Source organism: Marinilactibacillus kalidii, assembly GCF_017599325.1.
GTDB classification, from domain to species: Bacteria; Bacillota; Bacilli; order Lactobacillales; family Carnobacteriaceae_A; genus Marinilactibacillus; species Marinilactibacillus kalidii.
This window is the reverse complement of the sequence record NZ_JAGFVM010000033.1, coordinates 35,253-60,372: the sequence shown is the minus strand read 5'-3', so window position 1 is coordinate 60,372 and position 25,120 is coordinate 35,253. Positions and strand designations below refer to the sequence as shown.

Genomic DNA, 25,120 nt, shown 5'->3' with positions numbered 1-25,120 from the left:
GGACAAGTTGTGATGGGGAGGGAAATGATAGTACCGAAGTATCTGATGTCACACTGTCAAGAAAAGCTTCTAGTTAGAAGTAGGCTGCCCGTACCGCAAACCGACACAGGTAGTCGAGGAGAGAATCCTAAGGTGATCGAGAGAACTCTCGTTAAGGAACTCGGCAAAATGACCCCGTAACTTCGGGAGAAGGGGTGCTGACCATCTGGTCAGCCGCAGTGAATAGGCCCAAGCGACTGTTTACCAAAAACACAGGTCTCTGCTAATTCGAAAGAAGATGTATAGGGGCTGACACCTGCCCGGTGCTGGAAGGTTAAGAGGAAGGGTTAGCTTCGGCGAAGCTCTGAATTGAAGCCCCAGTAAACGGCGGCCGTAACTATAACGGTCCTAAGGTAGCGAAATTCCTTGTCGGGTAAGTTCCGACCCGCACGAAAGGTGTAACGATTTGGGCACTGTCTCAACGAGAGACTCGGTGAAATTATAGTACCTGTGAAGATGCAGGTTACCCGCGACAGGACGGAAAGACCCCATGGAGCTTTACTGTAGTTTGATATTGAGTGTCTGTACAGCTTGTACAGGATAGGTAGGAGCCAATGAAGCCAGGACGCCAGTCTTGGTGGAGGCAATGGTGGGATACTACCCTCGCTGTATGGCCACTCTAACCCGCAACCGTAATCCGGTTGGGAGACAGTGTCAGATGGGCAGTTTGACTGGGGCGGTCGCCTCCTAAAAGGTAACGGAGGCGCCCAAAGGTTCCCTCAGAATGGTTGGAAATCATTCGCAGAGTGTAAAGGCAGAAGGGAGCTTGACTGCGAGACTTACAAGTCGAGCAGGGACGAAAGTCGGGCTTAGTGATCCGGTGGTTCCGTATGGAAGGGCCATCGCTCAACGGATAAAAGCTACCCTGGGGATAACAGGCTTATCTCCCCCAAGAGTTCACATCGACGGGGAGGTTTGGCACCTCGATGTCGGCTCGTCGCATCCTGGGGCTGTAGTCGGTCCCAAGGGTTGGGCTGTTCGCCCATTAAAGCGGCACGCGAGCTGGGTTCAGAACGTCGTGAGACAGTTCGGTCCCTATCCGTCGCGGGCGTTGGAAATTTGAGAAGAGCTATCCTTAGTACGAGAGGACCGGGATGGACACACCGCTGGTGTACCAGTTGTCTTGCCAAAGGCATCGCTGGGTAGCTATGTGTGGACGGGATAAACGCTGAAAGCATCTAAGCGTGAAGCCCCCTTCAAGATGAGATTTCCCATTCCTTTAAGGAAGTAAGATCCCTGAAAGATGATCAGGTAGATAGGCTGGAAGTGGAAGTACAGTGATGTATGGAGCGGACCAGTACTAATCGATCGAGGACTTAACCACAAAACGTGGCTTAAGAGTATGAAGGTGTTGAATCAAAACATGTTTGCGAACCATCAACTATCTAGTTTTCAGAGAACGGAGTTCTCTTATAAAAGAAAAAGAGTCATTGTGCGGTAATGATGGCGGGAAGGATCCACCTGTTCCCATTCCGAACACAGCCGTTAAGCTTCCCAGCGCCGAGGATAGTGAGGGGTTTCCCCTTGTGAAAGCAGGACGTTGCCGTGCAAGCTCTTTTTTTTTGGAGGTTTAGCTCAGTTGGGAGAGCATCTGCCTTACAAGCAGAGGGTCAGCGGTTCGAGCCCGTTAACCTCCATTTTTATTTAGAGCCATTAGCTCAGTTGGTAGAGCATCTGACTTTTAATCAGAGGGTCGCTGGTTCGAGCCCAGCATGGCTCATCATACATAGATATTTAATGAAAAAAATATTACTTTTTAAGCCAGTGTATAATGCAGTGGCTTTTTTTGTATCGTTATTTTATCATTTTCAACTATGTAAAAGAGATTAAGTAAGGAAAGTTCTTGCTCTTTTAAAATGATGGTAACACTGGTATAATGTGTTTAGTCAAAGTTAGTCAAAGAAAGTTTTTTGATAAATCAATGTGGAAAAGGAGGGTATTAAAGCGACTTCTGAATGCTTTAAAGCCAAATAAAAAACATTCTTAGTTGTTTTAATAATGATTCAACATGGAAAATCAGAATATGTCAGACATTATAGAAGCTTATTTAAAAAAAGTTTTGACACAGCAAGAAAAAGTTGAAATCAGACGTAGTGAAATTGCCGAGCTGTTTGATTGCGTTCCTTCTCAGATAAACTACGTAATCAATACTCGATTTACGATTCAACAAGGTTATCTTGTTGAAAGTAAACGCGGTGGCGGCGGTTATATCCGTATCATTAAAGTGCGCTTATTAGATGAATCAGATGTATTGGATACAATGATTGAAATTATTGGGAAGAGTATTTCTGAAAAAGATGCGCAATCGGTTGTACAAAAGCTATATGAAGATGATATTATATCTAAAAGAGAAGCAAAGTTGATGCTCGTTGCAGTAGATAAGACACTATATACGGGTGATCGTATAATCGATAATCAGATCAGAGCAAATTTACTAAGAAATATGATTGCTAACTTAAAATATGAAGAGCCGAGAGAATAGAAGGGCGGAAAAGATTTATGAACGAACTATTTACAGATAAAGCAAAGAAAGCTTTATTGATTGCACAAGAAGAAGCAAAAGGATTCCGCCATCGTACTGTAGGCACTGAGCACATCCTATTAGGATTGGTCATGGAAACTGAAGGTATCGCTGGTAAAACATTAAGACAATTATCTCTTTCTGAAGAGGAAGTAAAAGAAGAAATTGAACACTTTACGAGTTATGGCCCTGGAAAGACTCTTCCGGCAAGCGCCGTATTACCTTATTCACCAAGGGCTCGTCAGGTCATTAAATATGCAACTGATGAAGCTAGAAGAATGCAACGTCCTCAAGTGGGTACGGAACATTTACTATTAGGTTTGTTGAGAGATGATGACATTTTATCATCTAAAATCATGAGTAACCTTGATATTAATTTATCTAAAACAAGACAAATGATTCTTAAAAAATTAGGTGTACAAGAAAATAAAACACGTAATGGTTTTAAAGGACGTAGACCAGCTAAAGGTCCTAAATCTGTTGAAGGTACGCCGACATTAGATTCATTAGCTCGTAACCTTACGCAAGCTGCTAGAGAAGATCGATTAGACCCAATTGTAGGAAGAAGTAAAGAAGTTCGTCGTATTATTCAAATTCTTAGTAGACGTACCAAAAATAATCCAGTGCTCGTTGGAGATCCTGGTGTAGGTAAAACAGCTATAGCTGAAGGACTAGCTCAAAAAATTGTTGCTGGTGAAGTGCCACCCGTCTTAAAAGATAAACGATTGATGACATTAGATATGGGTTCTTTAGTAGCGGGTACGAAATACCGTGGTGAATTTGAAGAGCGAATGAAAAAAATTATTGATGAAATTTATGAAGATGGAGAAGTCATCTTATTTATTGATGAATTGCATACGTTAATTGGCGCAGGTGGCGCAGAAGGTGCAATTGATGCATCGAATATCTTGAAGCCTGCTTTAGCTAGAGGTGAGTTGCAGACTATTGGTGCGACAACTTTAGATGAGTATCAAAAACACATTGAAAAAGATGCGGCATTAGAACGTCGTTTTGCTTCTGTACAAGTTGATCCACCGACTGAAATCGAAGCGGAAGAAATCTTATTAGGCTTAAGAGAACGCTACGAAGAACATCATGGTGTAAACATTACAGACGATGCTGTGCATGCGGCTGTTCATTTCTCTACTCGTTACATCACTTCAAGACAATTACCAGATAAAGCAATCGATTTGATGGATGAGTCTGCTTCAAAAGTGAGAATAGATGCTAGTGACCAGCCAACGACAATGTCTAAGGCTACTGAAAAACTAGAGAATTTCACGAAAATGAAAGAAGAAGCGATTCAGGATCAGAATTTTGAAAGAGCTGCTCAGATCAGAGAAAAAGAAATGAAACAGCGAAAACGAATTGAAACAATGATTCAAAATGAAGGAAATGACGATGAGGACAAACTTGAAGTAACGGCTAAAGATATTGCAGAAGTTGTTTCGCAATGGACAGGCATACCGATTCAACAGATGGAACAAAAAGAATCTGAACGTTTGATGCATCTTGAAAAAGTGTTGCATGAACGTGTTGTTGGTCAAGAGCCAGCAGTAGTAGCCGTTTCTAAAGCCATTAGAAGAGCGAGAAGTGGTCTAAAAGATCCAAATAGACCTATTGGCTCTTTCATGTTCTTGGGACCTACAGGTGTGGGTAAAACGGAATTGGCAAAATCCTTAGCTGAGGCTATGTTTGGTAGTGAAGATGCACTGATCAGAGTGGATATGTCTGAGTACATGGAAAAATATAGTACAAGTAGACTAGTAGGCTCACCGCCAGGTTATGTAGGATATGATGAAGGTGGACAATTGACTGAAAAAATTCGTCAAAAACCTTATTCAGTTATTCTATTAGATGAAGTGGAAAAAGCGCATCCGGATGTCTTTAATATTTTGCTTCAAGTTTTAGATGATGGATTATTGACTGACGGTAAAGGTCGCCAAGTGGATTTCAAAAATACTATTATCATTATGACTTCAAATCTTGGTGCTACAGCTTTAAGAGATGAAAAATCTGTAGGATTCGGTGCAGTCGACAAACGATTTAACCACACTGCTATGGAGAAAAAAATACGTGAAGAGCTTAAAAGTGCTTTCCGTCCAGAATTCTTAAATAGAGTGGATGATACAATTGTCTTTGAGTCACTCAAAAAAGAAGAGCTTCGAGAAATCGTTAAATTACTCACTCAAAGTATTGTCAAGAGAATGAATGAGTTAGGTATCGTGCTTAAGATTACTTCTTCTGCTATGGATGTGATTGCAAAAGAAGGCTTCGACCCAGAGTATGGTGCTAGACCTCTTCGTAGAGCGATTCAAACAAAGATTGAAGATAAACTTAGTGAAGAATTGCTTTCAGGCAATATCGTTGTAGGCGATAAAGTAACGATTGGTGCTTCAAAAGGTGAAATCACAGTGAAAATCAAAAACCAATCTAATGATAAAGACAACAAAGAAGTTTTAACAGTCAAAAATAATTAGCATAAACGAAAAGGCAACTGTCTAAGGCAGTTGCCTTTTTTTAATTGAATAACAAGTTCTATTCTTTCTTGAATAAAAAAACTCGTGATATAGTTTATGTTGTATTAAAAAAAGAATGAGGAGTTGTTTTCATTTATGTTTACCCACAGCAAAAAGTTGCAGTATCCAGCAAAACCGGATCGCCCAGATCCCATTATGGCGAGAAGAATGCAAGAAATTCTTGGAGGACAATGGGGCGAAATGTCTGTTATGAATATGTACTTATTCCAAGGATGGAATGCACGAGGTAATGATAAGTATAAAGACTTGTTACTTGATACAGCTACGGAAGAAATTGGACATGTGGAAATGATCGCAACAATGATAGGACATCTATTAGAAGGTGCACCCTTATCTGCCCAAGAAAAAGCGGTTGATTCTGATCCAGCCTTAGCTGCAGTGATGGGTGGAATGAATCCTCAACATGCGATAGTTTCAGGTTTAGGTGCTGCACCAAGAGATTCTAATGGTAATCCATGGACATCTAATTTTATCGTTTCAAGTGGTAATTTATTAGCCGATATGAGAATGAACGTTACAGCAGAGTCTCAAGGCCGTTTGCAAGTAGCTAGATTATATGAAATGACAGATGATAAAGGAATCAAAGATATGTTAGGTTTTCTTCTAGCTCGTGATACCCAACACCAACTCCAGTGGATGGAAGCAATCAAGGAATTGGAAGCTAAAGAAGGTGTCATCGTACCAGGACAAGTGCCAGAAAGCTATGAAGTTAATGAAGTTTCACATGTTTTATATAATTTTTCTGAAGGTGAAGATAGTAAACCGGTTGTCGATGGTAAAACTGCCGCGGACGAGAAAACTTTTCAATATGTAGAGAAACCCGAAGCTATGGGTGAAAAACCTGTATTGAAGCCAACAAGTAAAGAAGTTTACAATACACCACCTTACGACTCTATCTAATTCATTGAATGCATATCTTTGGTTTAATAAAAAGATTTCTGTTATCCTAAATTTAACAGGTCAAGAAAGGATGATAAATAATGAAAAACATGAATGATTCAAACAAAGGAATCTTTTTAGGAATTGGTCTTGCGGTAGTAGTAGGTGTTCTTGCTTTTGTATTTTCTTCAGATGATGCAATGGAAAAAACACAATCTGCCATTAATCGCAAAAAAGCAAAACATCTTGTGAAAAAGAAAATGCATGGTGGTAAAAAATCAGCTAAAGCAGTTGATAAGTTATCAGATAGTGAAATCAATAGCTTAATGGGTACAGTAGACAAAGTGAAAGATATTGAAAATAGCTTGTCTGATGTAACATCTGATTTCAAAAACTTTCTAAACGATAAAATGAAAGACGCAAAAAAAGTCTTGAAATAATAGTTAGACCTTACAGCTGATACGTTAGCTGTAAGGTCTTTTTTAGTACTTGAATTTTTATAGTGTCAGTAGATAACATAAAGCTAGTTCGTCAATTTGCTTTAGTGCTAATCCAGTAGATTCGTGAAATTTTTCAATTCGGTACTGTAGCGTATTGCGATGAACAAATAAGGATTTGGCAGCCATACTGACATTTCCTTGATTTTCCCACAATGCACGAATCAATTCTCTAGCATCTTCAATTTGATTTATGTTTTCTTTTAAAATAGTAATAACTGTACTATTAGATAGAGCTTGAGCTGTAAAGTAGTGCAAAGAAACTTCTGTTAAAGAACCCATGCGACCACTAAAGTGAGGTGTCTCCTGTTTGAAGATAGCTTGTTCTTCATTTAAAAGCTGTCGTAAAGAGGATGAAGTATCCCAGTACTGACCAATATAACAGATTGTTTTCAATGAAAAGTCATCTTCGAGTGTCTGTAAGGTACCTTCAATCTCATCTTTATTTAAAAAAGCAGCTTCAGTCGGTTGAATAATACAATACAAATCATCCGATAGAAAAAAACTATCTTCTAAGGGCTCAAAAAGTGTTTTAGCTGATTCCGACCATAGCACTGGATCAAATTGTGCATCTTTTTTCTCAAGTTTTAATTGGATCATACGAACACGTCCGGAAACTTTTGGTGGCGTTTGTTTTTTTTCCGATAAGTAAGTATACCAAGGAGATGATTGTTGGATAGTATAAGTAGATTCCTTTTTATATAGCATCGACAGTAAATGGATTTCATTTTCAGAAAGACTTTCTTTTGATAGTTGTATCCATTTATTTTTGTAGGGTAAAGAAAGCATAGATCGCTCATTGGTCGATGCTTCGACTAATTGTGCATCAGGATAGATGATTTTTAAATTTGAAAACTTCACAGCGGATCCTCCAGATAATGATGTGATTAAAATCATTTTAACACTGTTTAGGAGAATAAGAAACTAAGGTATAATGGAGAAAAGATAGAGGAGCGTCAGAATGGAGAAAGTTGAAAAAGAAAAATGGATGCGTGAAGCGATCATAGAGGCTAAGAAAGCTGAAGCCATTGGAGAAGTTCCGATAGGTGCTGTCGTCGTACATAAGGGTAAAATCATCGGAAGAGGACATAACTTAAGAGAGACTTCTAAAAATGCAACTACTCATGCAGAAATGATTGCGATACAAGAGGCCAATCAAAATTTAAATAATTGGCGGCTAGAAGAGTGTCAATTGTTTGTTACCCTTGAACCATGCGCGATGTGTAGTGGGGCGATTCTTTTATCGCGTATTGATGAAGTTTTCTATGGCCCTAGTGATATCAAGGGTGGAACCGCAGGAACTTTAATGAATTTGCTAGACGATCAACGAATGAATCATAGAGCCCTTGTTGAACGTGGCATATTAGAAGAAGAATGCCGAACACTTTTGACGACCTTTTTTAAATCGTTACGAGATAAAAAGAAATTGGAAAAACAGCAGCTTAAAGAAATTGAATTAAAAGCAAGCCAGTCAAAAGAAGACTCTACCGATTAAGGAGAGTCTTCTTTTCATTTGGACATTTCATCATTTTTATCGACCATAGCATCGACAGATTGAATAATTGAAGCAGAAAAGTCAGACTGTAAAAGAGATAATATGCCTTCTACTGTTATACCACCAGGGGAAGACACTTTATCCACGAGCGTCCAAGGTGACTCTTGAGATTTAAGAACAGTTTTTCCACTACCCAATACAGCTTGAGCAGCAATTTTAGTGGCTTTATCCTTTGGTAAACCATACTTAACGGCTGCACGTGCCAATGTATCAATGAACATAAAGACTAAGGCAGGTGAACTACCAGCAATAGCAATAAAGGCGCCAAGTTGTGATTCTGGGAGTACAACGACTTCTCCTACAGCAGAAAATAGTTTGGATACCATCTCCAAATGATGTTCTTCTAATGACTCACGTTCGATGATGGCCGTTATCCCTTCACCAACTTGAGCATTTAGATTCGGCATTGTGCGCACAAACGAAGAACCATTTAAAAATTGTGTCAATTGATGATTTGTGATCCCAGCGACAACGGAAATAATGAGGGGGGCGTGTGTTTGATCAATATCGTTTAATACAGCTTCTACTTGATAAGGTTTTACAGCTAAGAAAATAACTTCTGATCGATCCCATACAGCTTGGTTATCAGAGAACCCTTTAATACCAAAAGAAGTTTCAAGCTCTAGCCTTTTGGAAGCTGTTCGATTGGAAAAGCTCAAATCCTCGGACTTTGCAATATTTTTTTCTAATAATCCAGTCGCAATAGCTTGCGCCATGTTACCAAATCCAATAAATCCTATTTTCATATAGTGACCTTCTTTCATAAAGAATAGCTAAAGTATAGCATATATTCCCAGTTTCTATATATGGAGATAAAAAAGACTATTTTTTTGATTAAATTAATTTAATGATTAGGGTTGACTTGTCTGACACAAGCGTTTATGATTGTCATAATATAAAAAAAGAGGAGATGAGCAGAGATGAATACTAAAACAGTTATGATAACAAAACAAAAAGAACTTGCAACTGCATCTACTGTTTCATTCATTCTCTTATTAGTCAGCCCATAACAGGATTCTATTTCCCAAAAATAGAGTCCTATTCGTATTTTAAAATGGGCTCAGGATAGTGTAAACAATCTGTCAGCCTATTTAAAATAGAGGCTGACTTTTTTTATTGAAAAAATAAAATCAATGCGGTATTAAAGAAAGGGGATAGGGTAAAATGAAACATTATGTAAGAGACAATATACTTAAAGTATCATCAGGGGTAGCAAATGCGATTTTCGTGACGATCGGTATCGGCTTTTTATTCGGTACATTAGGAGATATGTTCAATTTACCTATTCTAGTCACAATTGGTAGTTTTACTCGAGTATTGCTGGCACCGGCTCTCGGGGCAGGTATTGCGTTCAACATGAAAGCGAATAGTTTAACCATGTTTTCTGCAATGGCAGCTTCAACCATTGGTGGTGGCTCACTGACCGCTACAGATGCAGGTTTCACAATTGTTGGAGGAGACCCTATTGGTGCGTTGATTGCAGGTGTGATTGCAACTTGGATCGGTAAAAAATTGACCGGTACATCTCCGTTAGATATGATGTCTATTCCAACACTATCGCTACTAGGCGGAGGCGTTGCAGGAATGGGACTAGCTCAAGTCATTCAACCGATACTACTTGCAATTAGTGGATTCGTTTCAAGCGCAGTAGCAGGAAATCCAATTATTGGATCATCTGTAATGGCCGTACTCTTTGGACTATTTTTGATGTCACCTTTGTCATCGGCTGCGTTGTCTATCGCCCTAGCACTTAGCCCAATGGCAAGTGGCGCGATGCTGATAGGAACCACAGCACAGTATTTTGTTTTCTCGATTCTTTCAATGAAAGAAAATGATCTTGGGGGATATATCGCACAAGGACTTTGTACACCCAAAGTACAATTACCTAATATTATCAAAAATCCTAAAATACTGATTGGACCAACGATTGCATCAGCGATATGCGGACCGATCGCAACGGTGATTTTTGGATTTGAAACCATACCTGAAATGGGCGGCGTTGGCTTTGCGGCAGGTGTAGCACCGCTTTGGGTAATCAACAATTCAGGTCTACAAGCTTTTGGTGTATACTTATTATGTGGTGCGATCCTTCCAATAGGAATCACACTTTTCGTAAATCAATTGCTATATGCTAAATCAGCTATCAAAGTTGGCGATATGGCACTAGAAGTTAGTTAACTAAATCTAAAATTATTGAAGAATAGGGGAAAATGATTCATGACGACAGAATTGAGACCAGAAACAATCGAATGGGAAAACTTAGGATTTTCATATATCAAAACGGACTATCGATTTATCTCTTATTATAAAGAGGGTGCTTGGGATGAAGGCACATTAACTGAAGATAATCAGTTGCATATTTCAGAAGGTTCAACAGCCCTTCATTATGGACAACAATGTTTTGAAGGTTTAAAAGCATACAGAACAGCGGATGGGTCCATTCAATTGTTTCGCCCATTTGAAAATGCCAAGCGAATGAAAAGAAGTTGTGAAAGATTACTGATGCCTGTTTATCCTGAAGACAAATTTGTTGAGGCTATCAAAAAAGTGGTCGAAGCAAATGAAGATTGGGTACCGCCATATGGAACGGGGAGTTCGTTGTATATTCGTCCATTTATCATTGGTACAGGCGATAATATTGGCGTGAAACCTGCTGATGAATATATCTTCTCTGCTTTCGTTATGCCGGTAGGCCCTTACTTTAAAGGTGGACTAAAACCGACCAATTTCTTAGTGACAGACTATGATCGTGCAGCACCTAAAGGAACAGGCGCTGCAAAAGTTGGTGGGAATTATGCTGGGAGTTTGCTACCAGGTAAAGAAGCAAAAGAGAGAAGCTTTAGCGACGCTGTCTATTTGGATCCTGAAACACATACAAAAATAGAAGAAGTTGGTGCAGCGAATTTCTTTGGTATTACGAAAGATGATTTATTCATTACGCCTAAATCATCATCAATTTTACCAAGTATCACAAAATATTCCTTACTATGGTTAGCTGAAAACCGTTTAAATTTAAAAGTTTCTGAGGGAGACGTTTATGTTGATCAGCTTGATCAGTTTAAAGAAGCCGGTGCTTGTGGTACCGCGGCGGTCATTGCGCCGATTGGTGGATTACAGATTAAAGATGACTTCCATGTCTTTTATTCTGAAACAGAAGTTGGACCAGTCACAAAACGTTTATACAATGAATTAGTCGGTATCCAAACGGGAGATGTTGAAGCACCGGAAGGTTGGATCGAAAAAGTTAAATAATATGGATGCATAGAGCAAACTGTTATTAGATCAAATAAAACAGCATATAAAAAGGTGGCTACAATACTGTAAAAGACAGTGTTGTAGCCACCTTTTTTGTTCCGTAGCCGTGTTTAGATAATCATTATTTTCATTAAGGTATGAAAATAATGATTATCTGAAGATGCTGAGTCTTTGTTAAAGTGTGTCTTATGGCTTGTAAAGATAAGGCTACTAATGGATGCACCATTGTTAACTTAGGATAGAGAGACAGCTACAAGTACATATATTAGATAAAGAAATCGATTATAAACTCAGCGCATATTAAATAAAAAATGAGTAAAGAGGGATAAACATGAAAAATTTAGATACAGTGATTTCAGTTGTCGACTTGAAGAAGCGGTTTCATATAAAAGAAGTTTTAAAAGGCGTTAATTTTTCAGTTTCTAAAGGCAGCATCTATACTTTATTAGGTTCAAATGGTGCTGGTAAAACGACAACCATTCGTATATTAACAACACAAATTATGGCCGATAGCGGAAAAGTTGAAATAGGGGAGTATGATTTATCTAATGAATCTAAAAAAGTACATGAGATCATTAGCTTAACCGGACAATTTTCAGCCGTAGACGAAGCCTTAACGGGAAAAGAGAATCTGATGATCATGGGAAGGTTACTCCATATTTCCAACCCTGAAGAAAGAGCAAGAGAGTTGTTAGATTATTTTGAACTGTCACCTTCATCAGAACAGCTTGCATCAACTTATTCTGATAGGATCATGCCTTGCCACTTCATGATTTCTCTATCCTTGTAACCCATCTTATCGGGATTTAACAGTATCACTTCTTTGCTCATGGCCATTCTCCTTTAGTCTATCTTCAATTTTATTCTCAATAAGTATTAAACTACTTTCTCCTAATCCTCAAATATCATCATCAAAGATATCGACATCCGGAATATCTAATTTAACTTCCAATTCACTCACTCCTTAATGCGAAAAAACGTTCCTATTAACCCTATAATAAGAACATTAGTTCGTTTAGTCAAGTAGTAATAATAATAGATTTTACGAACGACCTGACAACAATATGACAACTAATTAGGGAAAGAAGCTTAAAAAAGTGATGATAATATAGATAACAAGGATAAGAAAATTCAACGTATATAAGCGTTTATCGAAATAGAATAAACAATAATCGTACAGGTGGAATGAAAAGAAAACTAGATATTGCAATGAGTTTAGTTGGGAGCCCTGAAGTGATCTTTTTGGACGAACCCACAACGGGATTAGACCCTCAAAGTCGCAACAAGATGTGGAAGATCATTAAGGAATTAAAACAATCCGGTGTAACGATTTTCCTTACCACACAGTATCTTGAAGAAGCAGAGCAGTTAGCAGATAAAATAGCGATATTAGATAATGGAGTCATTATTGCAGAAGGTACATCAGAAGAATTAAAGAAATATCTACCTCACGGAGTGGTTAAATTTTCTTTCCATGATCGATCAAATTTAGAAGCGAGTAGAGAACTTTTAAAAAACTTTACGATAACTGAGGCATTAGAAAATCTTGAATTGACGATTTTTACAGACGGAACAGCCAATACACTAGCAGAGATATTTCATAGACTTTCTGATAAAAATGTCAACATCAAAGATTTTTCAAAGATCACACCTAACTTAGAAGATGTATTCTTAGCAATGATCACTGAAAGTGAGGATAACTCAAATGAAAAGTAATACTAAACAGTACAATGATACACTAACGATTACTATGCGTTGCTTACTGCTTTCTAAAAGAAATTCAGATACTTTTTTTACGAGTATCATACTACCAATATTGATGATGTTTTTATTTATTTCTTTATTTGGAAACCTGATCCATATAGAAGGAATGTCGTATGTCAATTTTATTGTTCCAGGGATCATCATCCAATGTATTGCGCAAGGTTCTGGTTCTACAGCTGTCATGATGAATAAAGATCTTAATAATGGAATGGTAACAAGATATAGTACATTGCCAATAAAAAAGACATCTATTTTAACTGGGCATGTGATGGCGGCACTTGTTAGAAGCTTGGTCACATCATTCGTCACGATTATAGCTGCAATGTTTCTTGGCTTTCGTCCCTCTTTGAATGTAATGGATTTTGGTGTCGTGCTTATTTTACTAATAGGAGTTACTTTAATACTATCGTGGTTAGCCATTATCATAGGTATAGTTTCAAAAAGTGCGGAAGGAGCAACTGGATTATCTGCTATCGCCATTCTCTTACCTTACCTTATCTTAGTTCTGGATTTGTGCCAGTTGATTCACTACCAAATGTACTAAAATTATTTGCTGAATATCAGCCAATGACACCCATTATTGACACATTGAGAAACGCGTTTTTAGGTAACGCATTAGATACAAGTACGCTTTTGATTGCACTACTTTGGTGCATAGGTCTGGTTATCGTATTTTATATTTTATCAATGATTTTATTAAAGAAACACTTATCAAAATAAAGAATTTAAAGAACAATGATTGAATGAATAAAGGAGTAATGGGTATGGAAAAGAAGCAATCGATCAAAAAATAGTAAAGTTCATAAAAGGAAAGAAGGAATCAGTAAAGACGATGGCTTCTTTAAATAAGACCACTTTAAGCATATCGATAATTTTGGTTTCTGCGGGTATTCTATACGGGCATACAATGGGTAAGTTAAGTGAAGAACTAGGAAGGTTAGCCTACGCAGATGAATCACTGATTAAGAATAATACAGAAGTCGAATCTCAATTTTTCTATCAAAAAGATGAAACGAAAAATCAAGAAACTAAGAAAGAAGTTGAGTCGAAAACGACGATCCATTCAATGGTAGAAACAATAGAAGAACTTCGGTGCTTGAATGATCTAGAAAAGGAAAAAAAGGAAATACTTAAATCAATAGCTGATTCAGCTATAAAATCAGCTTTAGAAACAGAAATAGAAAAGAAACCGCAATTTTTTTTGAGCAAGCAAATGAAATACATGTTCTTAACCGAGAAGAAAAGTCGTGGTTGCGTATTCTATTCTAATGATGTGGGCATAACACTCTCCTATAAAGTGCTGTGCCCATTTTTCGTGTTTACTAATCTTTTCCATTTATGGAAAGACTGGAAGTTATCTTATTTCGAGATATTGATTATTGACTAAAACTTGAAAAGGTAACTATAAAAAAGTATGAATCTTTTGTGAATATTCATTCGGAAGACGGATGAAATGAAATACAAACAATAGTACAATAGAACTACGGTCAGTAAATTGAAGCTGAACGTGTACATAAAGAAAAAAGGAAGGAAGAAAAAAATATGTTAGAAACTAAGAATCTCCGAAAAACATTTGGAGAAGTTACCGCTGTCGATGGTATCAGTTTCAATATCGACAAAGGTGAAATCATGGGACTCATTGGACAAAACGGTGCTGGTAAGACGACGACATTCCGAATGATACTGGACTTGATGACTCCAGACCAAGGAGAAGTCTTATGGCAAGGAAAACCTCTGACTAATCGTAACTTCAATCAAATTGGTTATCTACCTGAAGAAAGAGGTCTCTATTCTAAAGTGTCGATAGAGAACCAGATTTTGTATTTTGCACAGTTACGTGGGAAATCAAAAAAAGAAATTAAACCACTGATCGATGTATGGTTAAAGAAATTTGAAGTAAAAGGTAAGAAGGGCGATAAGGTAAAAACATTGTCTAAAGGTAATCAACAAAAAGTCCAGTTGATCACAACTTTGATTCATCAACCAGAACTTATTATTTTAGATGAGCCTTTCAGTGGGTTGGATCCTGTGAATGCTGATTTACTCGAAGAAGGCATTAAAGAAGCGCAGAAAAACGGCGCGAGTATTATTTTCTCTAGTCATAATATGAATAATGTTGAAGAACTTTGTGATAGCTTGATTATGTTAAAAGATGGCAAGCAAATACTTGAAGGTTCCATTAAAGAAATAAGAGAATCATTCGGACGAACAAATCTATTTCTTGAATCACCGCTTACCTTGGAAGAAATTCATCAATTCCCGGGTGTTCAGAGTGCTCGTATCAACAAAGATGAAATCACAGAAGTAAAATTAAGCCATACTGAAGATGGGAAAGCCATTTTCGATGCAGCGACTAGAAATGGTTATATTACCACATTTAGCCAACAGCCTCCGACATTAGAAGAAATATTTAAACAGATGGCAGGTGAAAAGCATGAATAAGTTTTGGATTATTACAAAAGAAGTCTACAAGAAAAATGTTAAGTCGTTTGGATTTTTGATTATGGTGTTATCTCCCTTGATTGTTGCAGGAATCGCTATTGCGATAGCGTATTTCACTTCTCAAGAAGCAGAGAATGCTGAAGCACCAACGATTGCAGTGATTGCTGAGGATGCAAGTATTCAAGAAATGTTGAGCCAGGATGGTAGTCCGTTTGACGTTCAAACAGACATTACGACTCAAGAAGCAGCGGAAGCAGCCATGTTGGATGAATCCTTAGACGGCTACTTGACTGTCGTTGAAAATGATGGGGCGATTCAAGCCAATCTTTCTCATACAGATTCGCTAACGGATTATGTCCCATTACTGAACGAACAGTTAGCTACGTATCAGACGATGCTCAGAGCCAATGAACTTGGTTTATCACAGGAAGAAGTGATGTCACTATCTGAGCCTGTTGAAGTGGAAGAATCAATTATTACGATTGAAGAGGGGAAATTAACGGCTGAAGAAAATAATGATACCTTTGTACAAGAGTTTGGTGCTTACTTTGTCTGTATCGGCATATTTATTTTTATCATGACGTATGCGTCTATTATCGCTGAAGAAGTGGCGAATGAAAAAGGAACACGCATCATGGAAGTCATTTTATCCAGTGCAACAGCGGGCAACCATTTCTTTGGTAAATTGGCTGGGGTCATCTTGGTCATTTTAACTCAAATTGCCATTTATGTTGTTGTTGGTGCTATCGGGTATCTATTTGCGAAGGATATTGCTTTTATACAAGATGCCCTCAACGCAATCGATATCGGAGATATCATCCAACAACTGTTGGGTTATACGATTATCTTCTTTATCACAGGTGTGTTGATGTATGTGATATTAGCTGCATTCTTTGGATCCTTGGCTTCTAAAATGGAAGATGTCAACAAGGCAGTAACGCCAATCATTATGATTGCTTTAGCCGGCTTTTATGTAGGATTATTTGCCTTTATCTCTCCTGAAAATATTTTACCTGTAGTATTTTCTTACATCCCACTGTTCACACCCTTCGTTATGCCATTTAGAATTGCTTCGGAGACTGTTGGAACAGTAGAAATTTGGATCTCGATTATCGGGACTATTGCATTTACCGTTGTACTGACAGCTGTATCTTTAGCGTTCTATCGTGCCAATGTATTGATCTATTCTGATTCAGGTATCTTTGGAACGATGAAACGTTCATACGCTGTGATGAAAAGTAACCGAAAAGCTAAAAAATTGAATAACCATTAATTACCCAAAAGAAGCGACCTACTAACATTAAAATGTTAGCAGGTCGCTTCTTTTTATTATATAGGAAGAGTATCAATCAGTTAGCTAAGCTTTTTCTTGATGCTGTTTCAAAAAGTCCATGACTTTCTTATAAACAGCAATCTCATTTTCTTTCTTAGCAAATCCATGACCTTCGTTTTCAAGAACAAGGTAAGTGACGGGTCTTTGTTTCGCTTTTAATTGCTCAACGATTTGGTCGGATTCTCTTTTGATGACTCTAGGATCCTTGGCCCCTTGAACAACTAGCATCGGCTTTGTCATCTGGTCAAGATAAGTGATTGGAGAATCTTCAATAAATTTGTCTTTATCGATTACAGGATCGCCCAACCATAATTTCATGATGGGTTTCCAATGCGGTGGAACAGATTCATAGAATGAGAAAAGATCAGAAGGACCAAACAAATCGACGACTGCTTGGAAATATTCTGGATGGCGTCCGTGCAAGAGTAAACTCATATAGCCGCCATAACTGCCGCCAACCAAGAAGAGTGAATCTTTACTGGCAGTGTTTTGGTCGAATAACCATTCAATGGCAGCCACATTATCCAAACGCGGGGCGTGTCCCCAGTCCTGTTCAACAAGCGTCGCAAAAGTTTTCCCGTATCCCGTACTTCCACGGAAGTTAGGAGCGAATAACGTGTAACCGTTATAAATCAATGCTTGGAATATTGAGCGGAAATTCTGTCTTTCAGCCGCTTGAGGACCGCCATGAGACCAGAAAATCGTATATCCATTAGTTTTATCAGCGGGTGGTGTAAATAAAAGTGCCTCCATTTCCATACCATCAAAGGACTTGAAAGAGATGGTTTCAGGTTCAACCATTTCCGTTGAATCGATACCAAGTACGCGGTTTTGTGTTAATGACTCCCAGTGCACACCATCTACGGAACAAAATAAATTCACAGGCATGACAGCACTAGACCCCGATAAATAAATGGTTCCATTTTTGACGACTTTGATCTCATTGATCACATGAACAGGTGATACGAGTGTTTCAACACCTTGAGTTGAAGGATTGAAGCGGTAAAGATTATCTGAGACACCTGCTGTTGTAAGGATAAGGAAGGTCTCGGATTCTTCATGCCAGATTATTTCTGAGATACTTTCATGATTAAAGGAAAGAACCGTCTCACTTTCTTGGGTTTCAAGATCAAAGCGCACAAGTACTGCATATTCACTCATATAATCTGTGATGAAGTAGATTTTTGAATCTGATGTAATCGTTGTTCCAGAAATGGTATAGGGAGTATTGCATTCGTCGGGTAATAGAGAATGAACCGTCTCACCAGATTTTGCAAAAGCTTTTTGGTTCGTATTAGAATACATCTTGGTAAACACGCACCACTCTTCATCGTCAGAGACAGCGGTTAAGTAAGTAGGTGCTTCTACTCCTTCTTCAAGCAATCGATCTTCACCAGTAGACAAGTCTCTAACATAAGTAGAGAGAAAGCTAGGATTATTTTTAGAGGTTGTGTAATATAGTCGGACACTATCTTTTGATAATTTTGAAAAATAAAATTTTTCAGAAGCTTCTCCTGTTACTAGCGGCTCAGGATAGCCACCTTGGATAGGTAATGCATAGATCTGCGTATTCTCATCGCCATCTTTGTCAAATCCCGCTAAAACAAATTCGTTGTCAGAACTAATTTCAACAAAAGAGATGGATTCGTCATATTTTGAAAAAAGATAAGGAGCTGTACTTTCTTTTAAGTCAATTGCCCATAAGTTAGGATCACCCGAAACGTCAGTCATGTATATGAGTTTAGACTCGTCACAGGCAACAGTAAATGTGCCGATTCGATTAGTATAAAAAAATTGTTCGAAATGTGCTTTTTTGAACTTCATGATATTTCCTCCTTATTTTTTTTAACGTATGTATGAACAAGCTTAGCTTACCATAATTTAATGAAGAGAAACACCTGATATATTGTTTAATGGGGAATTAAATAATAATGAACGATGGCTTTTTAGCTTTATGATAAGATGGTTAAAGCAAAAAGAAGTAGAAAGTTTGGATACAGTAGAGATGGTTTATATAGAACATAGCAAGATTGAAACAGAAAGATTACGATTAAGTCTGGTAAGAGTATACTTCTAACGAGCAGATAATCGTTTACCTTTTATAAGAACCACATCAATCTATTGAAGACACAGAAAATAATATCATCAAATATTTTTTCTGGGAGATTTCAAGGAGAAATGGGTTGTGTCCTACATCAGGCTTATCATGGGAACAATTATATGAAGAAACCTACATCAACGATGGTTATTATTCAGTATGAAAAGACGAATGTTATCAAAATAGAAGTGAGATTGTATTTAGTGAAAATAGTTTGGCTTTTTATAGAAGAAATCTGTAGAAAAGCACTTTGATATTGGATTATTCCTCAAATTAAAATCAATAAGGAATATGATTTGAAACAAAATTGATAGTAGGCTTATACTAATGTTAAATGAATCGTATTCAGCAGAAAAATGATTTTGGGAGGAATGTACAGATGCAAGAGACAAGACCATTTCCAAAAGAAGAAGGGCTAGAGAACGGACTTAGTGTATTACGTGAGGGCTATTTATACGTTCCCAATCGCTTAAAAATTTATCAATCAGATGCCGTGAAAACGCGGTTAATGGGACAGGAAACAATCTTGCTTGGGGGAGAAGAAGCTGCAGAACTATTTTACGATGAAGAAAAGTTCAAACGAGAAGGTGCGGCGCCTGAACCAGCTGTATCAACGCTACTGGGCGAGGGTGGTGTACAGCAGTTAGATGATGAAGCTCACCGCCATCGTAAGAAAATGTTTCTAGATTTGATGTCCAAGGAACGAATTGAGATTTGGGCAAAACTTGTTGAAAAACACCTTTATATAGCGACAAAAGAATGGATTACTAAAGATTCTATTAATTTTTATGAAGAGAGCCAAAAGGTCTTAACCAAAGCAGCCTGTGAATGGTGTGGTGTCCCCCTAAAGGAAAAAGAAGTCAATAAGCGTACTGAGCAACTGGTCAGTATGATCGAATCTCCAGTAGCAGTCAGCAAACGTCATATAGAAGGACGCATTGGAAGGAAAAAAGGCGAGAAATGGATTGGCGGACTGATAGAACAAGTCAGAAACGGCGAATTACATCCAGAAGAAGAAACAGCGCTTTATCAAGTAGCTTGGCATAGAGATTTGAATGGCGAATTGTTGGATATCAAAACAGCTGCAGTTGAATTACTGAACGTGATTAGACCGTCAGTAGCTATCGCTCTTTATTTTGCGTTTACAGCACTGACCTTACAACAGCATCCAGCAGAAGCAGCGAAATTGAATGGCGATAATCCTTATTATCTTCACATGTTTATTCAAGAAATCAGAAGATATTACCCATTCTTCCCATTTAATGGTGCCATTACACGGAAAGATTTTGTTTGGAATGGTTATCAGTTTAAAAAAGATACACTGACGATTTTTGATTTTTATGGTACAAATCATGATCCTAGAATCTGGGAAGATCCAGACCAATTCAAACCTGAGCGCTTTAGTGACTGGCACCAAAGTCCAACGGATCAGATTCAATTTAAATTGTTGGCACAAGGTGGAGGTAGTTATGCGAAGGGGCATAGATGTCCTGGAGAATGGAATACGGTTCGTGCAATGGAAATCGTTACTGATTTTTTGATCAATAAAATCGACTACACACTTCCAGAACAAGACAGTGGATTCAGCTTAGTCAATATGCCTACAACACCAAAAAGTGGCATGATTTTCGAGAATATCCAGCTAAAAGGTTAAGAATTTTTAAATCTATACTAGAATTTTTGTTCTTTCTATAGTATAATTAAAATTGCCGCAAGGCCGCATGACAATGGCGGGTGTATGAACCGTGTCAGGTCCGGAAGGAAGCAGCACTAAGTAGATTCCGCCATGTGTTATGCGATACATAGTTATGAACAATTGATAGTTGTGCATATGAGTAAAAAGATGTCCCTTTCATTAGGGCATCTTTTTTCTTTTTCTTTAAATTTACTCGTTGAGTCAAAATCAGCAGATGTTCGAAATATGTTTTTCATTCGTCTTGATTTCGCTTATAATAGTAAATGGAAGTAAAATAGGCATAACTGAAATTGAATCCAATCATGTCCGATAAAGAAAAGAGGGAAAACATGAGCTATCAAGCATTGTATCGTGTCTGGAGACCACAACGATTCGGCGACATCGCGGGCCAACAAGCCATTACGAAAACGCTGAGAAACGCACTAGTGCAAGACAAAACGAGTCATGCCTATCTGTTCACCGGCCCTCGTGGAACAGGAAAGACAAGTGCTGCTAAGATTTTTTCTAAAGCCATCAACTGTCCAAATGTTAAAGATGGAGAACCCTGTAATCAGTGCGAAATCTGTGAATCGATCACTAAGGGAAAATTAGGTGATGTGATTGAAATCGATGCAGCTAGTAACAATGGTGTAGAAGAGATTCGTGACATTCGAGACAAAGCGAATTATGCACCGACACAAGCAGAATATAAAGTGTACATTATTGATGAGGTCCATATGTTATCGATGGGCGCCTTTAATGCTTTGCTGAAGACATTAGAAGAACCACCAACAAATGTTATTTTTATTTTGGCGACCACAGAACCGCATAAGATTCCATTGACGATCATTTCTAGGACACAGCGATTTGACTTTAGAAGAATTTCTCCACAAGCTATTGTAGAACGAATGCGATATATTCTGGGAGAAAAAGGCGTGCAGTATGAAGAAGATGCACTTATCACTATTTCAAAAGCAGCTGAAGGCGGCATGCGAGATGCATTAAGCATTTTGGATCAAGCCTTGTCCTTTTCAGAAGGAACGTTGAAGACAGAAGATACTATGCGGATAACGGGTAGTATCACCCAAGAGCTACTGATTGAATATATCCGTGCATTGAGTGAACAGCAGACGGAAAAAGGATTGAATATCCTCCATGAGTTAATTGCGGAAGGAAAAGATCCATCACGATTTGTTGAGGATATGATTTTATTTAGTAGAGATATTCTTTTATACCACACAGCACAGTCAGATACGTTATTGAAAATGGCTAAGGTAGATGAACCATTTGAACAACTTGCTTCAGCTTTATCACCTGATTTACTTTACGAAGTTATTCAAGTTTTCAATGCGACCCAGCAAGAGATGCGCTTATCTAATCATGCGGAAGTTTACCTTGAAGTGGCTACCGTTCGGTTGACCCAAGTCAGACAGCCGGTTCGAGATGAAGGAACGACTGTGCAGCCACAAGCAACATCCGCACCATCAGATGAAGTAGCAGCATTGAAAAAGCAAATGGCCGAGATGCAGAAGCTGATGCAGTCAATGAGTGCGGGAGAAGCGGCTGCTAAACCAGCGGCGCCTAAAGCTAAACGTGCTATGAAAAGTAGTGCAGTCTTTAAAGTCAATAGACCGTCTGTATACAATATACTCGAAAAAGCAACGAAACAGGATTTAGTCCAGTTAAAAGATGTCTGGCCAGACCTAATGAATTTTTTGGAAGCTAGTCAAAAAGCAATCATGAATACATCAACACCTGTTGCAGCGAGTGCTCGAGGGTTGGTCGTGACCTTCGATTATGATATTCTATGTGAGAGAGCAACAAATGATAAAGTGTTGATTGCAACGATTGGGGATTACCTCGAGAAAGTGATTGGTCATCGTGCAGAAATGGTCAGTGTACCTGCTGAACAATGGCCAACAGTTCGACAAGACTTTATCAAGCAAATGAAAGCTGAAGAGCATAGTGAACAATCTGAAGAAACGGAAACGAAGCAAGAAGATACAGAAATAAAGATTGAACCTGTTGTCTCTGAAGCAGTCAAACTATTTGGAGAAGCATTAGTGAAAATCGAAGAATAAAAATAAATGGAAAATAGAGAGGGAGAAACAATTATGCGCGGTGGAATGGGAAATATGCAAGGTATGATGAAAAAAATGCAGAAAATGCAAAAAGAAATGGCTTCAGCTCAAGAAACATTGAATGAAACCATGTTTACTGGGACAGCGAATGATGATTTAGTAACAGTAACGTTTACAGGAGATAAAAAACTGACAAACGTATCAATCAAAGAAGAAATCGTCGATCCAGAAGATGTAGAAATTATTGAAGATCTTGTCTTGCTAGCTGTAAATGATGCACTTGAAAAAGTAGATGTTGAAACAGAACGTGTCATGGGTAAATACACTAAAGGTATGGGTATGCCAAGCATGTAGTTTGGTGTTTCAGAAAAAAGTGTTACCAGCTTTTATTAAGAGAACTTTCTAGAAAGGAACCGGTCATGCATTATCCAGAGCCGATCTCAAAATTAATGGAAAGCTATATGAAATTGCCAGGAATCGGGGAGAAAACAGCTGCCCGCCTGGCTTTTTATACAGTTAATATGAATGAAGACGATGTAACGAAATTTGCAAGATCCTTAATCAGTGTAAAACGTGATTTGCACTATTGTTCGGTTTGTGGAAATATGACAGAACAAGATCCTTGTGAAATCTGCCAAGATAAAACGAGGGATCATTCATTGATTCTTGTTGTTGAACATCCCAAAGATGTGATCTCAATGGAGAAAATGCAGGAATTCAAGGGATTGTACCACGTGCTTCAAGGTGTGTTGTCACCGATAGAAGGAACAGGTCCAGAAGATATCAATATACCCGATTTGATCAAACGACTTCAAAACGAAGAGGTCAAAGAAGTGATTATCGCTACAAATGCTACAGCAGAAGGTGAAGCGACGGCTATGTACTTGTCTCGTTTAATCAAACCTTCTGGCATCAGTGTAACAAGATTGGCCCACGGCTTATCGGTAGGTAGTGATATTGAATACGCAGACGAGGTAACATTGCTTAAAGCGGTTGAAGGCCGAAGAGAAATGTAGGAGAAGTCACACATGGGATTATTTAAAAGAAAACCTAAACTGAAAAATCAATATGATGGTTACTTGCTTACCTTGATGAATCATTTGAAGACTGAATGGGAACAGTCAAAGGTAATGGAAGAAATCATCGTAGAAGAACATCCAAAGTTAAAAGCAGAGCGAAAACTTTCTCAGGCAAAATACTTTTATTTGTTTAAAGAAGCAAAAATCAGAGAAATCAAAGGGAAATAATAGTAAATTACAGCAGGGACTACGGTATGTTCAGCGAAAGCTTAGAAATAAGTTGAAACTGATGTAACGGCGAGTGCCTGCTTTTTTGTGCGTATGCGGCTTTTTATAAAATCCATGGACATATCGATCCGTTCTACCGTATAATGAAGCAAATAGCATTTAATAGAATAGAGGAAATATACGTGACAGGATTGTTTATTACCATAGAAGGTCCAGATGGGGCAGGCAAGTCAAGTTTAGTAAAAAAACTGATTCCGGCAATTGAGTCGATGTCTGAACGTTCACTCGTTGTGACAAGAGAACCTGGAGGGAGTGAAATCGCCGAAGAAATTCGAAACATTTTACTGAATCCGGGGCATACGGCCATGGATCCTAGAACAGAGGCACTCCTATTAGCGGCAAGTCGTAGACAGCATGTCGTTGAAAAGATATTACCAGCACTATCAAGGGACGAAATCGTTTTATGTGACCGTTTTGTAGATAGCTCAGTCGCTTACCAAGGACAAGCCAGAGGAATTGGGATGGAGAAGGTTATTGCCATCAATGAATTCGCTATTGAAGGACTGAAACCGGATCTTACTCTCTACCTGGATGTAGAAGCAGAAGTTGGACTTGCTAGAATCAGAGATAAGCAATCCAACCGTACGCAAGATAGACTAGAATTAGAAGCGGTAACGTTCCACGAAGAAGTCCGAAATGCCTACCATATGATGATTCAGAAAGAACCTAAGCGTTTCATCACCATTGATGCTTCCAAAAATCAAGACAGTGTATTTGAAGCAGCAGCAAGTACTTTGAGTTCAGCCATTGAACAATTTGAAAGAAAAAATAGTTAGGAAGGATGATTAAAATGAAATTGATCGTAGCGATCGTTCAAAATCAAGATAGTAAAAGACTGGCAGATGAGTTCGTAGAAAAAGGTGTGCGTGCAACAAAATTATCTTCCACTGGAGGATTTTTAAGAGCAGGGAATACAACTTTCCTAATGGGTGTCGAAGATCGTAAAGTGGATAGTGTACTTGCCTTGATCAAGGAAAACTGCTCAACAAGAAGTCAGACGATGATGAGCCCCCCTTCGTATGATTTCACTTTAGAATCTGACTTGACTTACCCGGTAGATGTAGAAGTAGGCGGTGCAACTTTGTTTGTACTTCCAATTGAGCAGTTCCAACAATACTAAAGACAAGGGAGACG

The 25,120-nt window shown here is 38.3% G+C and carries 23 protein-coding genes, 2 tRNA genes, 2 rRNA genes and 1 other RNA gene; 25 read left to right on the top strand and 3 right to left on the bottom strand.

Features of this window, described 5'->3' with window-relative positions; genetic code table 11:
* The 8 genes from J5J05_RS08610 to J5J05_RS08575 all read left to right on the top strand — a co-directional run.
* Nucleotides 1-1,363 (top strand): 23S ribosomal RNA (locus tag J5J05_RS08610); the annotation flags it as partial.
* A gap of 109 nt (nucleotides 1,364-1,472) precedes the next feature.
* Nucleotides 1,473-1,588, top strand: a 5S ribosomal RNA gene (gene rrf / locus J5J05_RS08605).
* 15 nt (nucleotides 1,589-1,603) lie between these two features.
* Nucleotides 1,604-1,676, top strand: a tRNA-Val gene (locus J5J05_RS08600).
* Nucleotides 1,677-1,686: 10 nt separating this feature from the next.
* Nucleotides 1,687-1,759: transfer RNA gene (locus J5J05_RS08595), tRNA-Lys, on the top strand.
* A gap of 288 nt (nucleotides 1,760-2,047) precedes the next feature.
* Nucleotides 2,048-2,521 (top strand): CtsR family transcriptional regulator, encoded by a 474-nt coding sequence (locus J5J05_RS08590; RefSeq protein WP_208560276.1) that lies wholly within the window; start codon nucleotides 2,048-2,050, stop codon nucleotides 2,519-2,521.
* A 17-nt stretch (nucleotides 2,522-2,538) separates the two neighbouring features.
* Nucleotides 2,539-5,040, top strand: a complete 2,502-nt coding sequence (locus J5J05_RS08585) for an ATP-dependent Clp protease ATP-binding subunit (protein WP_208560275.1) — start codon at nucleotides 2,539-2,541, stop codon at nucleotides 5,038-5,040.
* A gap of 135 nt (nucleotides 5,041-5,175) precedes the next feature.
* Entirely contained in the window at nucleotides 5,176-6,000 is an 825-nt protein-coding gene (locus tag J5J05_RS08580; RefSeq protein WP_208560274.1) for a manganese catalase, read from the top strand.
* Nucleotides 6,001-6,080: 80 nt separating this feature from the next.
* Nucleotides 6,081-6,419: a hypothetical protein gene (locus J5J05_RS08575; protein ID WP_208560273.1), complete on the top strand. Its 339-nt coding sequence runs from the start codon at nucleotides 6,081-6,083 to the stop codon at nucleotides 6,417-6,419.
* 57 nt (nucleotides 6,420-6,476) lie between these two features.
* Here the strand turns inward: J5J05_RS08575 and J5J05_RS12965 are convergent, their stop codons facing one another.
* On the bottom strand, nucleotides 6,477-7,337 hold the full coding sequence (locus J5J05_RS12965) for a helix-turn-helix domain-containing protein (protein WP_208560272.1): 861 nt from the start codon (nucleotides 7,335-7,337) through the stop codon (nucleotides 6,477-6,479).
* Nucleotides 7,338-7,437: 100 nt separating this feature from the next.
* Here J5J05_RS12965 and tadA point away from each other — a divergent pair, with 100 nt between their 5' ends.
* Nucleotides 7,438-7,971 carry a tRNA adenosine(34) deaminase TadA gene (tadA, locus tag J5J05_RS08565; protein WP_208560271.1) on the top strand — a complete coding sequence of 178 codons (534 nt, stop codon included), beginning with the start codon at nucleotides 7,438-7,440 and terminating at the stop codon, nucleotides 7,969-7,971.
* A gap of 14 nt (nucleotides 7,972-7,985) precedes the next feature.
* Here the strand turns inward: tadA and proC are convergent, their stop codons facing one another.
* A complete protein-coding gene (gene proC / locus J5J05_RS08560; RefSeq protein WP_208560270.1) occupies nucleotides 7,986-8,777 on the bottom strand; it encodes a pyrroline-5-carboxylate reductase in 792 nt (263 codons plus the stop codon).
* Between the two features lie 418 nt (nucleotides 8,778-9,195).
* Here proC and J5J05_RS08555 point away from each other — a divergent pair, with 418 nt between their 5' ends.
* The 8 genes from J5J05_RS08555 (at nucleotide 9,196) to J5J05_RS08520 (ending at nucleotide 16,765) form a co-directional block, all read left to right on the top strand.
* The gene (locus tag J5J05_RS08555) at nucleotides 9,196-10,209 is read left to right on the top strand and encodes a PTS sugar transporter subunit IIC (RefSeq protein WP_208560269.1); all 1,014 of its coding nucleotides are present in this window, start codon (nucleotides 9,196-9,198) and stop codon (nucleotides 10,207-10,209) included.
* 39 nt (nucleotides 10,210-10,248) lie between these two features.
* The gene (locus J5J05_RS08550) at nucleotides 10,249-11,283 is read left to right on the top strand and encodes a branched-chain amino acid aminotransferase (protein ID WP_208560268.1); all 1,035 of its coding nucleotides are present in this window, start codon (nucleotides 10,249-10,251) and stop codon (nucleotides 11,281-11,283) included.
* A 334-nt stretch (nucleotides 11,284-11,617) separates the two neighbouring features.
* A complete protein-coding gene (locus J5J05_RS08545) occupies nucleotides 11,618-12,076 on the top strand; it encodes an ATP-binding cassette domain-containing protein (RefSeq protein WP_208560267.1) in 459 nt (152 codons plus the stop codon).
* Between the two features lie 395 nt (nucleotides 12,077-12,471).
* A complete protein-coding gene (locus J5J05_RS12860; protein WP_208560266.1) occupies nucleotides 12,472-13,002 on the top strand; it encodes a DrrA family ABC transporter ATP-binding protein in 531 nt (176 codons plus the stop codon).
* The gene (locus tag J5J05_RS08535; protein ID WP_208560265.1) at nucleotides 12,992-13,594 is read left to right on the top strand and encodes an ABC transporter permease; all 603 of its coding nucleotides are present in this window, start codon (nucleotides 12,992-12,994) and stop codon (nucleotides 13,592-13,594) included. Before J5J05_RS12860 ends, J5J05_RS08535 begins: the two co-directional genes overlap by 11 nt.
* 288 nt (nucleotides 13,595-13,882) lie before the next feature.
* The gene (locus J5J05_RS08530; RefSeq protein ID WP_208560264.1) at nucleotides 13,883-14,437 is read left to right on the top strand and encodes a hypothetical protein; all 555 of its coding nucleotides are present in this window, start codon (nucleotides 13,883-13,885) and stop codon (nucleotides 14,435-14,437) included.
* 155 nt (nucleotides 14,438-14,592) lie between these two features.
* Entirely contained in the window at nucleotides 14,593-15,492 is a 900-nt protein-coding gene (locus tag J5J05_RS08525; RefSeq protein ID WP_208560263.1) for an ABC transporter ATP-binding protein, read from the top strand.
* Entirely contained in the window at nucleotides 15,485-16,765 is a 1,281-nt protein-coding gene (locus J5J05_RS08520; protein WP_208560262.1) for an ABC transporter permease, read from the top strand. Before J5J05_RS08525 ends, J5J05_RS08520 begins: the two co-directional genes overlap by 8 nt.
* An 84-nt stretch (nucleotides 16,766-16,849) precedes the next feature.
* Here the strand turns inward: J5J05_RS08520 and J5J05_RS08515 are convergent, their stop codons facing one another.
* Nucleotides 16,850-18,649 (bottom strand): S9 family peptidase, encoded by a 1,800-nt coding sequence (locus tag J5J05_RS08515; RefSeq protein ID WP_208560261.1) that lies wholly within the window; start codon nucleotides 18,647-18,649, stop codon nucleotides 16,850-16,852.
* A 653-nt stretch (nucleotides 18,650-19,302) separates the two neighbouring features.
* On the opposite strand from J5J05_RS08515, the gene J5J05_RS08510 reads away from it, so the two are divergent.
* The 8 genes from J5J05_RS08510 to J5J05_RS08475 all read left to right on the top strand — a co-directional run bounded on the left by J5J05_RS08510 (nucleotide 19,303) and on the right by J5J05_RS08475 (nucleotide 25,106).
* Nucleotides 19,303-20,577: a cytochrome P450 gene (locus J5J05_RS08510; RefSeq protein WP_208560260.1), complete on the top strand. Its 1,275-nt coding sequence runs from the start codon at nucleotides 19,303-19,305 to the stop codon at nucleotides 20,575-20,577.
* A 61-nt stretch (nucleotides 20,578-20,638) separates the two neighbouring features.
* Nucleotides 20,639-20,727: signal recognition particle sRNA small type (gene ffs / locus J5J05_RS08505), an RNA gene on the top strand.
* A gap of 221 nt (nucleotides 20,728-20,948) precedes the next feature.
* Nucleotides 20,949-22,679, top strand: a complete 1,731-nt coding sequence (gene dnaX, locus J5J05_RS08500; RefSeq protein ID WP_208560259.1) for a DNA polymerase III subunit gamma/tau — start codon at nucleotides 20,949-20,951, stop codon at nucleotides 22,677-22,679.
* 33 nt (nucleotides 22,680-22,712) lie between these two features.
* Nucleotides 22,713-23,033, top strand: coding sequence for a YbaB/EbfC family nucleoid-associated protein (locus tag J5J05_RS08495; protein WP_208560280.1), 321 nt, complete (start codon nucleotides 22,713-22,715; stop codon nucleotides 23,031-23,033).
* A 65-nt stretch (nucleotides 23,034-23,098) separates the two neighbouring features.
* A complete protein-coding gene (gene recR, locus J5J05_RS08490; RefSeq protein WP_208560258.1) occupies nucleotides 23,099-23,695 on the top strand; it encodes a recombination mediator RecR in 597 nt (198 codons plus the stop codon).
* Between the two features lie 12 nt (nucleotides 23,696-23,707).
* A complete protein-coding gene (locus J5J05_RS08485) occupies nucleotides 23,708-23,926 on the top strand; it encodes a YaaL family protein (protein WP_208560257.1) in 219 nt (72 codons plus the stop codon).
* 182 nt (nucleotides 23,927-24,108) lie between these two features.
* Complete coding sequence (gene tmk, locus J5J05_RS08480) at nucleotides 24,109-24,762, top strand: dTMP kinase (protein WP_208560256.1); 654 nt, start codon at nucleotides 24,109-24,111, stop codon at nucleotides 24,760-24,762.
* A gap of 14 nt (nucleotides 24,763-24,776) precedes the next feature.
* Nucleotides 24,777-25,106 (top strand): cyclic-di-AMP receptor, encoded by a 330-nt coding sequence (locus J5J05_RS08475; RefSeq protein WP_208560255.1) that lies wholly within the window; start codon nucleotides 24,777-24,779, stop codon nucleotides 25,104-25,106.
* Nucleotides 25,107-25,120 lie beyond the last annotated feature (14 nt).

Excerpts from the sequence above, each read along its gene's own strand:
- J5J05_RS08515 (WP_208560261.1), bottom strand. The coding sequence starts at position 18,649 with ATGAAGTTCAAAAAAGCACATTTCGAACAATTTTTTTATACTAATCGA.
- J5J05_RS08550 (WP_208560268.1), top strand. The coding sequence starts at position 10,249 with ATGACGACAGAATTGAGACCAGAAACAATCGAATGGGAAAACTTAGGA.
- J5J05_RS08475 (WP_208560255.1), top strand. The coding sequence starts at position 24,777 with ATGAAATTGATCGTAGCGATCGTTCAAAATCAAGATAGTAAAAGACTG.
- J5J05_RS08530 (WP_208560264.1), top strand. The coding sequence starts at position 13,883 with ATGGCTTCTTTAAATAAGACCACTTTAAGCATATCGATAATTTTGGTT.
- J5J05_RS08585 (WP_208560275.1), top strand. The coding sequence starts at position 2,539 with ATGAACGAACTATTTACAGATAAAGCAAAGAAAGCTTTATTGATTGCA.
- J5J05_RS08555 (WP_208560269.1), top strand. The coding sequence starts at position 9,196 with ATGAAACATTATGTAAGAGACAATATACTTAAAGTATCATCAGGGGTA.
- proC (WP_208560270.1), bottom strand. The coding sequence starts at position 8,777 with ATGAAAATAGGATTTATTGGATTTGGTAACATGGCGCAAGCTATTGCG.
- recR (WP_208560258.1), top strand. The coding sequence starts at position 23,099 with ATGCATTATCCAGAGCCGATCTCAAAATTAATGGAAAGCTATATGAAA.
- J5J05_RS08510 (WP_208560260.1), top strand. The coding sequence starts at position 19,303 with ATGCAAGAGACAAGACCATTTCCAAAAGAAGAAGGGCTAGAGAACGGA.
- J5J05_RS08590 (WP_208560276.1), top strand. The coding sequence starts at position 2,048 with ATGGAAAATCAGAATATGTCAGACATTATAGAAGCTTATTTAAAAAAA.
- J5J05_RS08485 (WP_208560257.1), top strand. The coding sequence starts at position 23,708 with ATGGGATTATTTAAAAGAAAACCTAAACTGAAAAATCAATATGATGGT.
- J5J05_RS08580 (WP_208560274.1), top strand. The coding sequence starts at position 5,176 with ATGTTTACCCACAGCAAAAAGTTGCAGTATCCAGCAAAACCGGATCGC.
- J5J05_RS08535 (WP_208560265.1), top strand. The coding sequence starts at position 12,992 with ATGAAAAGTAATACTAAACAGTACAATGATACACTAACGATTACTATG.
- J5J05_RS12860 (WP_208560266.1), top strand. The coding sequence starts at position 12,472 with ATGAAAAGAAAACTAGATATTGCAATGAGTTTAGTTGGGAGCCCTGAA.
- J5J05_RS08495 (WP_208560280.1), top strand. The coding sequence starts at position 22,713 with ATGCGCGGTGGAATGGGAAATATGCAAGGTATGATGAAAAAAATGCAG.
- J5J05_RS08575 (WP_208560273.1), top strand. The coding sequence starts at position 6,081 with ATGAAAAACATGAATGATTCAAACAAAGGAATCTTTTTAGGAATTGGT.
- dnaX (WP_208560259.1), top strand. The coding sequence starts at position 20,949 with ATGAGCTATCAAGCATTGTATCGTGTCTGGAGACCACAACGATTCGGC.
- J5J05_RS08520 (WP_208560262.1), top strand. The coding sequence starts at position 15,485 with ATGAATAAGTTTTGGATTATTACAAAAGAAGTCTACAAGAAAAATGTT.
- J5J05_RS08545 (WP_208560267.1), top strand. The coding sequence starts at position 11,618 with ATGAAAAATTTAGATACAGTGATTTCAGTTGTCGACTTGAAGAAGCGG.
- tadA (WP_208560271.1), top strand. The coding sequence starts at position 7,438 with ATGGAGAAAGTTGAAAAAGAAAAATGGATGCGTGAAGCGATCATAGAG.
- J5J05_RS08525 (WP_208560263.1), top strand. The coding sequence starts at position 14,593 with ATGTTAGAAACTAAGAATCTCCGAAAAACATTTGGAGAAGTTACCGCT.